The 10178-nt window shown below is 69.0% G+C and carries 6 protein-coding genes; 5 read left to right on the forward strand and 1 reads right to left on the reverse strand.

The genetic code is table 11. The annotated features are described in order from the left end of the window. The first annotated feature begins 286 nt into the window (after positions 1-286). The 4 genes from DLJ59_RS02490 to DLJ59_RS02505 all read left to right on the forward strand — a co-directional run bounded on the left by DLJ59_RS02490 (position 287) and on the right by DLJ59_RS02505 (position 7191). Complete coding sequence (locus tag DLJ59_RS02490; RefSeq protein WP_244235798.1) at positions 287-2752, forward strand: glycoside hydrolase family 43 protein; 2466 nt, start codon at positions 287-289, stop codon at positions 2750-2752. Between the two features lie 187 nt (positions 2753-2939). Beyond that, positions 2940-5360 (forward strand): family 43 glycosylhydrolase, encoded by a 2421-nt coding sequence (locus DLJ59_RS02495; RefSeq protein ID WP_124770896.1) that lies wholly within the window; start codon positions 2940-2942, stop codon positions 5358-5360. A 27-nt stretch (positions 5361-5387) separates the two neighbouring features. Continuing rightward, positions 5388-6020 carry a hypothetical protein gene (locus DLJ59_RS02500; RefSeq protein WP_124770897.1) on the forward strand — a complete coding sequence of 211 codons (633 nt, stop codon included), beginning with the start codon at positions 5388-5390 and terminating at the stop codon, positions 6018-6020. 91 nt (positions 6021-6111) lie between these two features. Further along, positions 6112-7191 (forward strand): hypothetical protein, encoded by a 1080-nt coding sequence (locus tag DLJ59_RS02505; RefSeq protein WP_124770898.1) that lies wholly within the window; start codon positions 6112-6114, stop codon positions 7189-7191. Between the two features lie 64 nt (positions 7192-7255). Here the strand turns inward: DLJ59_RS02505 and DLJ59_RS02510 are convergent, their stop codons facing one another. Further along, entirely contained in the window at positions 7256-8569 is a 1314-nt protein-coding gene (locus DLJ59_RS02510; RefSeq protein ID WP_124770899.1) for a hypothetical protein, read from the reverse strand. Between the two features lie 479 nt (positions 8570-9048). Between DLJ59_RS02510 and DLJ59_RS02515 the strand changes: the two genes are divergently transcribed. Beyond that, a partial coding sequence (locus DLJ59_RS02515) for a pectate lyase family protein (protein WP_124770900.1) occupies positions 9049-10178 on the forward strand: 1130 nt, incomplete at its 3' end.

A 10178-nucleotide genomic window follows, 5' to 3' on the forward strand; every position in this document is an offset into this window, starting at 1 on the left:
GCCCTGGCCGGCCCCCGCCCCCTCGGTTGATCATGAAGTTGTTGCCCTGACACGCCGTGGTCGTGGCAATAACTTCATGATCACCGGGGTCTGGTGTGCGGTGGGCTTGGCCGTCCACTGTGGAGGGTGAGAGGTGTTACGGGGATACTTCGGGCACGTTTCATCGAGGGTCTTGACAGTGGTTGTTAGCGATAACACGATGGCCTTCACGCCGCTCTCGCGTTTGGAGCTCGTCTTGGCCGTGTCGATCCGTTCGCGTGTCCTGAACTCCGCCCCCACCTTCGCTGTGAACAGCCTGAACGCCATCGCAACCCGGGTCACGAACACGCTGACCCGGGTTGCGTCCACAGTGCGTCCGGGACGGCTCCGTCCACTGTGCGCGTTCGCATCGACGGCCGTCCTCGTCGGTGCCGGCCTGGTGGCCGCCCCGGCCGCCGCGCACGCCGCCGACGGATGGTCGCCCCGATCGTCATACACCTCGACCGACACCGGCGCCGGCACCTACTCCGTGCCACTGCTCAACGCCGACGTGCCGGACATCAGCGTCGAGCGCGTACCGGCCGCCGAGAACGACGAGGGCCGCGACATCTACTACATGATCAGCACGACGATGCACCTGAGCCCGGGCGCGCCGATCATGAAGTCGTACGATCTGGTCAACTGGGAGATCGTCAACTACGTCTTCGACCGGGCGAGCATCGGCGACTCGTTCTCGCTCCGCAACGGCCAGAACTCGTACGGCCAGGGTCAGTGGGCGTCGTCGCTGCGCTACCACGACGGCACGTTCTACGCCGTCTTCAACACCAACAACCTCAGCGGGGCGTACCTCTACCGCACCGACGACATCGAGAACGGCCCGTGGCAGCGCACCGCCCTCGGCCGTGGCCTGCACGACCCATCGCTCTTCTTCGACGTCGACGGCACGCCGTACATCTTCTACGGCTCCGGCGGCACCAGCGCCGTCCGCCTCAACGCCGATCTCACGGCCATCGCGCAGGACTACCCGAACATCTTCACCGCCAACAACTACGCCGGGCAGCCGTTCATCGGCGGCCTGTTCGAGGGCGCGCAGGTCTACCACATCGACGGCTGGTACTACGCCGTCATCATCACCTGGCCGTCCGGGCAGGGCCGCCAGGTGGTGATGTTCCGGTCGAAGGATCTGCTCGGGCGCTACACCTCGGCCGGTGGCGTCAACACCTACGAGGCGCGCGGAGTGCTCAACTCCAACGGCTTCGCGCAGGGCAGCCTGGTGCCGATCAGCCGTCCGGGCGGCGAGACCGACTGGCACGGCATGTTCTTCCGGGACACGTTCCCGATCGGTCGGATCCCGGCGCTCATCCCCGCCACCTGGCAGAACGGCTGGCCGACCTTCGGCGCAGGCGGGGTCGTGCCGGTGAACGGCCTGTTCGACAAGCCGATCCGGCTCAGCCCGGCGGAGGAGGCGTTCGAGCGGCAGAAGAGCATCGTCGCCTCTGACGACTTCGCCAACGACGCGCCGCACAAGGCGTACCAGGACGAGCAGTGGACGGTCCCGGCGCCGCTCGACCCGGCGGAGATCGCTCCCAACGGGTCGCGGCTCGACCTGGCGTGGGAGTGGAACCACGCCCCGGACAACCGGTACTGGTCGCTCACCGACCGCGACGGTTGGCTGCGGTTGACCGCCGGCAAGGTGGTCACCGGCCAGTACGTCTACACGAAGCTGTCCAACCGGGCCGAGCTGGCGTGGTTCGAGGAAGCCCGCAACACGCTCTCGCAGCGGACCTTCGGGCCACGGCAGTCGGTGCAGACCCGGATGGACATCTCCGGAATGAAGAATGGTGACGTCGCCGGCCTGGCGGCCTACAACCGCGGATTCTCGTACGCGGCGGTAAAGCGCGTCGACGGCGTCAACACCCTCGGCGTGGTGAACCGTTCGCAGCCGTTCGCCGTCGACCTCGACCAGTCGACGCTGGAGAACTTCGTGGCGGGCACGACGGTGCCGCTGGGCAGCGCCACCGAGGTGCACCTGAAGGCGGACCTCGACTTCGCCTCGCCGGTCGGCCAACTGTGGACGACGTTCTACTACAGCCTGGACGGGGTCCAGTGGACCCGGCTGGGCAACCGCGTCGGCCCGCAGGCGCTCGACGGCAGCCTGGCGCACTTCATGGGTCACCGGGTGGGCCTGTTCAACTACGCCACCCAGGAGACCGGTGGCCACGTCGACTTCGACGACTACCTGCTCAGCGACGTGCTGACCGCGCAGGGCCGGCCGCTGGACACCGCCGCCCTCGACGCGGCCATCGCCCATGCGCAAACGCTCGACCCGCGCCACTACCCGGCCGACGCCTGGGCCACGACGCAGTCCGCGCTCGCCGCTGCGACGTCGGCACGGGCCGGTCAACTCGGCACCCAGAACCAGATCGACGCACCGGAGCGGGCGCTGAGCTACCAACTGGCCCGACTCGGAGTGCTGGCGGCACTGCCCGTGACGGCCACCGCCCAGGTGCGTTGCCTGAGCGGCAAGACGTACGTGGCGGTGCAGGCGCGCAACGACTCGACCGAGCCGGTCGAGATCAGCGTGGAGACCCCGTACGGGAACCGGTCGTTCGCGGCCGTCGCACCGGGGGCGAACGTCTACCAGTCGTTCAACACGCGTACGGCGTCGGTGGTGGCCGGCTCAGCGACGGTCCGGGTCACCGGCACTGTCGCCGGCCAGGACGTGACCACCGTCCACTCCACGCAGCACCCCGCCAACGCCTGCGGCGGATAACCCACCACGAGCCCTCGGCTCTCGACCAGCACCACCGGCGACCGGCCGGGGCGGCGCGGAACAGCGGACCTGTCCCGCGCCGCCGGCCACGGCCAGCCGGTGGCGGCAGTCGACCCCTGATGTCCGGACCACCCACCGATCCCCCGTACACCGATGACCGCACGTCAGAGATGAAGGAGGATGTCTCGTGGAACAACGATTGCGACGGGCGACCCGAGGACGGGTCGCAGCGCTCGCGACGGTCGGCCTGATGCTGGCCACGGGGTTCGTCGCCGGCGCGTCGCCGGTCCAGGCCGCCGACACGAACCTCGTCGTCAACGGAGGGTTCGAGGACGGCCTGGCCAACTGGTTCATCAACAACGGAAACGCCGCCGACGGCGCCCAGTTGTCCGCCACGTCGGACGCCTTCTCCGGCGCGAACGCCGCGCTCGTCACCAGCCGGACGACCACCGGATCCGGCCCGATGCAGGACCTCACCGGCAAGGTGCAGGCCGGGCAGGCCTACACCCTCACGGCCCGCATCAAGTACGAGAACGAGAGCGGCCCGGCCACGAAACAGTTCTTCGCCACCATGCACTACGGCGGTGGCACCTACACCAACCTGGTCAGCGTGACGGCGACGAAGGGTCAGTGGGCGCAGTTCACCGGAACGTTCACGATCCCGACGACGCAGAGCGTGTCGACGGCACGCCTGTTCTTCGAGACCCCGTGGACGAGCACGCCGTCCACCGACCCGGACCTGCACCTCATGGACTTCAAGCTCGACGACGTGTCGGTGATCGGCGCCGAGCCGCCCGCCCCGGCGTCGAAGACCATCGAGGTCGTCGGCAAGCTCCCCGGGGAGCACAACCCGTTGATCGGGCACAAGTTCGGCGCTGACGGCTTCGGCCTCGTGCACGACGGTCGGGTCTACATGTACATGACCAACGACACCCAGGGTTACGCCCCCAACCCGACCACCGGCGTCTCGCCGGGGATCAACTACGGCGACATCAACCAGATCACGGTGATCTCCTCGGAGGACCTGGTGAACTGGACCGACCACGGTGAGATCCAGGTCGCCGGCCCCAACGGGGTGGCCCCGTTCACCACGAACTCGTGGGCTCCGGGCATCACCAAGAAGGTGGTCAACGGAGTGGAGAAGTTCTTCCTCTACTACGCCAACGGCGGTGGCTCCAGCAATGTGATCACGGGCGCGTCGCCGCTCGGTCCGTGGACCAGCGAGCGCACCAGCACGCTGATCGACGGCCGTACCCCCGGTGCCGAGGCCGTCGCGTGGAAGTTCGACCCGGCCCCGTTCGTCGACGACGACGGCCAGCCGTACCTCTACTTCGGTGGTGGTCCCGCGGCGACGAGCATGCCGCCGGCCGAGCGCTTCAACAACCCGAAGAACATCCGGTCGATCGAGCTCGGCGACGACATGGTCTCGACCGAGGGCACGGCCGCGGTGGTCGACGCCCCGGTCGCTTTCGAGGCGGGGCACGTCTTCAAGCGCCAGGGCAAGTACTACTTCTCGTACTCGTCGCACTTCGGCGGAAACGACTTCGGTGGTAGCCAGCAGCCGCTGCCCGGTTACCCCGGAGGTGGCCAGATCGGCTACATGATCTCCGACGGTCCGATGTCGTGGCCGAAGGAGACCTACGCCGGTGTGCTCTTCCCGAACCAGTCGCAGTTCTTCGGTGCCGGCACCGGTGGTAACAACCACCAGTCGGTGTTCGAGTTCGGCGGCAAGTACTACTTCACCTACCACGCCCCGACGCTGAACAAGCGCATCAACGGCAACACCACCCAGGGGTACCGCAGCCCGCACATCCAGGAGCTGACCTTCAACCCGGACGGCACGATCCAGCAGGTCGTCGGCACCTACGCCGGCGTGGACCAGGTTCGGGACTTCGACCCGTACCGCGTCTTCGAGGCCGAGACCTTCGGCTGGAGCAAGGGCGTCGCGACCACGAAGGTCGACGGCAACTCCGCCCAGTTCGGCGGTGCGGCACCGAACCTGGTGGTCCGCGACATCGACAACGGCGACTGGACGGCGCTCTCCTCGGTGAACTTCGGGGACAGCGGCGCGCAGCGCCTGACGGCGCGGGTGCGTGCGCTCGCCGCCGGTGGGCAGGTCCAGGTCCGGCTGGACGACGTCAATGGTCCGGTCGTCGGCACGGCCGCGGTGGACACACCGGTCGGACAGTGGGCCGAGGTGACCGCAGAGCTTGCGGGCGTCAGCGGAGTGCACGACGTCTACTTCACCTACACCGGCCCGGCCGGCGTCGACCTCTTCGAGCTCGACAACTGGGCCTTCCAGGCGGCCACCCTCGACCTGCCCGTCACGGTCACCGCGTCGACGCGGTGCGTGGCCGGCAAGACGTACGTGGCGGTGCAGGCGCGCAACGACCATGACGCGCCAGTGGACATCACAGTGCAGACGCCGTACGGCGAGCGGTCGTTCGCGGCCGTCGCGCCGGACGCGAACGCCTACCAGTCCTTCAACACCCGTGCGGTGTCGGTGTCGGCGGGTTCGGTGACGGTCCGGGTGACCGGGGCGATCGGCGGACAGGACGTGACGACCGTCCGCACCGTGCAACACCCCGCCGGCACCTGCGGCGGATAACCCCTCATGGCAGAGAACGGAGATCAGATGAACACATACAAACGGCGGCAGCTGCTCGCGGCCTGTTCCGTCGGTGCCGTGCTGACCGGGGCGGCGGTGCTGCCCTCGCCCGCACTGGCCGAGCCCGGTGACGACGCCAGTGTGCGGGTCACTGTCGACATCGACGAGATCAGGGAACCGGGCGTGCTCGCCCTGTCGATCGCCGGCGACTCCGTCGCGCTGTCCGAGGACGGCTCGACCCTGCTGGTTCGCCAGTTCGTCGGCACGCTGCCGACGGTGACGGTCACCGACACCCGGGTCGCCGACGAGGTGCCCGACGGTGCCAGCTGGGCGGTGCTCGGCAGCGCTACCGACTTCGCCGGCGCCGCCGGCCAGGCGCCGATCACCGCCGACCACCTCGGTTGGAAGCCGCGCCTGCTCGACGGCGGCGAGACCGGCCTGGTCACCGAGGGTGAGGAGGTGGTGACCAGCCTGGACGAGGAAACCCAGCCGGGCAACAATGTCGGCCTTGTCGACCAGGAGCTGTTGGTCTCGGCCTTCGACTCCACGGCCGTCGTCAGCGACTCGTACTCGGTCAACGCCGACCTGTATCTGCGGACCCCCGCAGAGGTCGCCGCCGGCGAGTACAGCTCCACGCTCACGCTCTCACTGTTCGAGTAGTGGCCTGGGCGGGGGCCCGGACCGGGCCCCCGCCCAGCCCCCCGCGGCCCTGTCGTCGCGGATCGCCGGGCACAATCCGAAGGGCCGCCTCATGACCGTCACCCCGTTGCGCCGGGCGCTCGTCGTCCTCGCCGTCGCGTCCCTCGCGGTTGCGGCCGCGCCGACCGCGGCGGCGGCGGAACCGGACCCGAAGGCGCTGACCTGGACGGTCCAGCCGGCCACCGCGAGTGGCCCGGACCAACGCCGGTGGATCAACGCCAGCCTCGACCCGGGGCAGACAGTGACCGAGCACCTGGCGGTCCGCAACTTCAGCCGTACCGCTGTCGCCTTCTCGCTGAAGGCCGCCGACGGCTACCTCACCGACAAGGGCCGCTTCAACATGCTGTCGTCCGACCGGCCCTCGGTCGACGGCGGCACCTGGATCGACGTGCAGGAGAAGGTCACCGTCGGCCCCGACGAGACGCGGGTGGTGCCGTTCACGATCACGGTGCCCCGGAGCGCCACCCCGGGCGACCACCCGGCCGGCATCGCCGCGACGGTCACCAGCACCGGCGGCACGGTCAACGTCGAGAGTCGGGTCGGGTTCCGGGTCATGCTGCGGGTCAACGGCTCCGCGCGGGCGGCCCTGGCCGTCCGGGGCCTCGGCGCGACGTACACCCCGTCGTGGAATCCCTTCGCCGGTGGCACGGTGCGGGTCCGCTACACCGTCGAGAACGACGGCAACGTCTGGGTCAGCGGAACGAGTCGGGTGGCGATGTCCGACCTTCTCGGCCGGACCAGCCACGACGCCACCAGCACCGTCGAGGAGTTGCTTCCGGGCGGCAGCCGGACGGTGGAGACCCGGGCCGACGGCGTCTGGGCGCTGGGTCGCCTCCGCACGACCGTCACCACGTCGCCGACGCTGCTCGGCGACGGCCAGGCCGGGGCCGACCTTCGACCGGCCTCCGCCACCGTCACCGCCTGGGTCGTACCGTGGGCGCAGCTCGCACTGCTGGGTCTGCTCGCCGGCCTGCTCCTGGGGCTGCGGGCGGCGGCCCTGCACCGGCGGCGTCGGCTGGCCGGGCTGTTGGCCCGCGCCCGGCAGGAGGGTCGGCAGGAGGGCCAGGAGTCCGTGCTCGTCGGCGGTGCATCCGCTGCTGCCGAGCCCGACGCGGGCGACGCCCACCGGTAACCCGTCGTCGACGCGAGGAGATCACGCCGTCGGGTCGCGGTGCGGCGTCGCCCGGCCCGGGACCCTAGGGCTTGGCCTGGTCGAGCAGCCAGCGCAGGATGCCGGCGTCCTCGTAGGTCGGCCCGAACGCCGCGTGGTAGTCCGGCACCGAGAACGCGGCGTCGGCGTACTCGGTGTAGCGCACCAGGTCGGCGGCCTGCTCGGGCGTCTTACCCCGGGCGCCGTACGCCTGCCGCAGCACCGACGTGGAGTTGCGCGCGCCGGAGACGTTGAGCAGGTGGTCGTGCTCACCGTGGGTGATCCACACCGGCACCTCGGCCGCCGCGATGGCGGTCGCCTGGGTGGCGTTGACCGGGAAACCACCGGTCACCAACCCGCCGGCGAACAGGTCCGGACGCTTGGCGAACGCCTCCCAGAGCAGCTGCGAGCCGTACGACACGGTGGTCGCGTACACCCGACGGGTGTCCACCGCGAACTGGCCGACGAACTGATCGAGCAGCTTGACCAGCAGGTCCGCCTCGGCGGCCCCACCGACCCGCTGGTGCTGCGGGGCCAGGACGATGACGTCCTCGGAGGTGCCGGTCCAGCGGGGTTGGAGCCACGCGGTCGCCGGGATGTCGGCGGCGAGCTGGACACCGAGGTTGTCGCCGTCCCAGCCCATCCCGTGACCGGGCAGGACGACCACCAGTGGGTACGTGCGGCCCGGCTGGTAGTTCTTCGGCAGGTGGTAGTGGTAAGGCAGCACCATTCCGCCGCTGAGGAACGAGCCGTAGGTGAACTCGTCGACCAGGTGGTTGACCGGCTTCGCGGTGACCGGTCGGGACTCGCGCGGGGTGGCGCGGGCGAGCACCGGGCCCTTGCCGGCTCCTCGACCGGGCTGGCCGTGCACGTCCTCGCGTTGCGTGATGCGGGTCGGCAGCTCGGGGTTGACCTTCACGGTGCAGAGGAACGTCGGGCACTTGGAGACGATGACCGTCGAGCCGCCGGTGTCCGCGGGGTCGAGTTCGACGATGACGTACCTGCCCGGCGTCGACCGGTGGTCGTCGCGGGTATCCGGTGCCGAGTTGGTGTAGGTGCGGGTGACGGTCCGCTCGGCGAGCTTCGGCAGGTCCTCGATGGGGTTGAAGCGGAAGTTGTAGATGGTGTCGGTCACCGAGAACGTGTCGGTGTCGAGGGTGCGGGGGTTGACGGTGGCCCCGTACTCGATCGCCACCGCCGAGACCTTCTGGCCGTACGTGTAGACGGTGGTGATCGGGGTGATGCTGCGGATTCCGTCCGGGGCGCCGGGGCTACCGCTTGCGCTGCCGTACGCCGTGCCGGAGGCGGTGGCCAGGACGACGGCGGTGGCGAGCGGGATCAGTCCTTTTCGCAGTCTCATGCGGGTCCTTTCTCGAAAGTGGTGCGCTCAGTCAGCGAGCCGGCCCGGGACCGGGAGTGGGACGGGTCGGAGCGAGCCGGTCGCTAAACTGATTTAGCAGAGCATCGGTGGCGGGTCCAGCGCTGTCAATACCGCGCGGCGCACCAAATCCGCAGACCCGGGTCGCCGAGAGCCCGGCCCGCTCACCCGACCGCCCCGGACCACTGCAACAAACCTGCAAGCGTCAGCTATTGCCTTCAGGGAAACCGCTTTCCTACGATTGCGTTACATCGATGTTTCGGTTGACGGTCGGGCGAGTGGCGTCACCAGGAGCGCCTCGCTCGCCCGCCACATCCCTGCTCCCACCAGGGCATGAGAGATCTCGATGAAATCCTCGCGATTGACTGTCGCCAATTTCTGAATGACGAGTGTCGGCAACTGTGGTCGCGATGTCCGTCGAGTCGAAACCTGGAACGAGACGAATGCGAAGGTGAGGCGACATGAGACGACGAGTCGTGCTGCGGAGTCAGGCGGTGTTGGCCACGGCGGCAGTGCTGATCGCGGTCGGGGTGGCCCTGCCGACCCCGCAGGCCTCGGCGGCGGTCGGCAGCGCCACCGGCTACGCCACCCAGAACGGCGGGACCACCGGCGGCGCGGGCGGGCAGACGGTGCGCGCCAGCACGGGAACGGCGATCCACGCGGCGCTGTGCGGTCGGCCCAGCAGCAGTACCCCGATCACCATCGAGGTCACCGGGACCATCAACCACGGCAACACCAGCAAGGTGTCCGGGTCGAGCTGCAACACCGCGGCGGGCGTGATCGAGCTCAAGCAGATCAGCAACGTCACCATCATCGGGGTCGGCAGCGGGGCGGTCTTCGACCAGCTCGGCATCCACATCCGCGACTCCAGCAACATCATCATCCAGAACGTCACAGTGCGGAACGTCAAGAAGTCGGGCTCGCCCACCTCCAACGGCGGCGACGCCATCGGCATGGAGAGCACGGTCCGCAACGTCTGGGTCGACCACGTCACCCTGGAGGCCTCGGGTGGGGAGTCCGAGGGGTACGACGGCCTCTTCGACATGAAGGACAACACCCAGTACGTGACGCTGTCCTACAGCATCCTGCGCAACTCCGGTCGCGGCGGCCTCGTCGGGTCCAGTGAGAGCGACCTGTCGAACGGCTTCATCACGTACCACCACAACCTCTACGAGAACATCGACTCCCGGACGCCGCTGCTGCGTGGCGGTATCGCCCACATCTACAACAACCACTACGTGCGCCTGCACGAGTCGGGTATCAACTCCCGGGCCGGGGCCAGGGCCAAGGTGGAGAACAACTACTTCCGCGACTCCAAGGACGTGCTGGGCACCTTCTACACCAATGAGCGCGGCTACTGGCAGGTCGGCGGCAACGTCTTCGACAACGTGACCTGGTCCAGCGCCGGCAGTGAGAACTACCCCGCCGGTCCCAACCCGACCTCCAACACCACTGTCAGCATCCCGTACCCGTACAGCCTCGACGGGGCGAGCTGCGTGCCGGACATCGTCCGTCAGACGGTCGGCGCCAACACCGGCCTGAAGGTGTCGAACGGCAGCTGCTCGCCGCAGCCGCCGCCGACCACCACCAC

The sequence above is a fragment of the Micromonospora inaquosa genome (assembly GCF_003857055.1).
Taxonomy (GTDB): domain Bacteria; phylum Actinomycetota; class Actinomycetes; order Mycobacteriales; family Micromonosporaceae; genus Micromonospora; species Micromonospora inaquosa.

Bases quoted from the DNA above. Each gene is read 5' to 3' on its own strand.
- DLJ59_RS02500 (WP_124770897.1), top strand. From the start codon at position 5,388: ATGAACACATACAAACGGCGGCAGCTGCTCGCGGCCTGTTCCGTCGGT.
- DLJ59_RS02505 (WP_124770898.1), top strand. From the start codon at position 6,112: ATGACCGTCACCCCGTTGCGCCGGGCGCTCGTCGTCCTCGCCGTCGCG.
- DLJ59_RS02510 (WP_124770899.1), bottom strand. From the start codon at position 8,569: ATGAGACTGCGAAAAGGACTGATCCCGCTCGCCACCGCCGTCGTCCTG.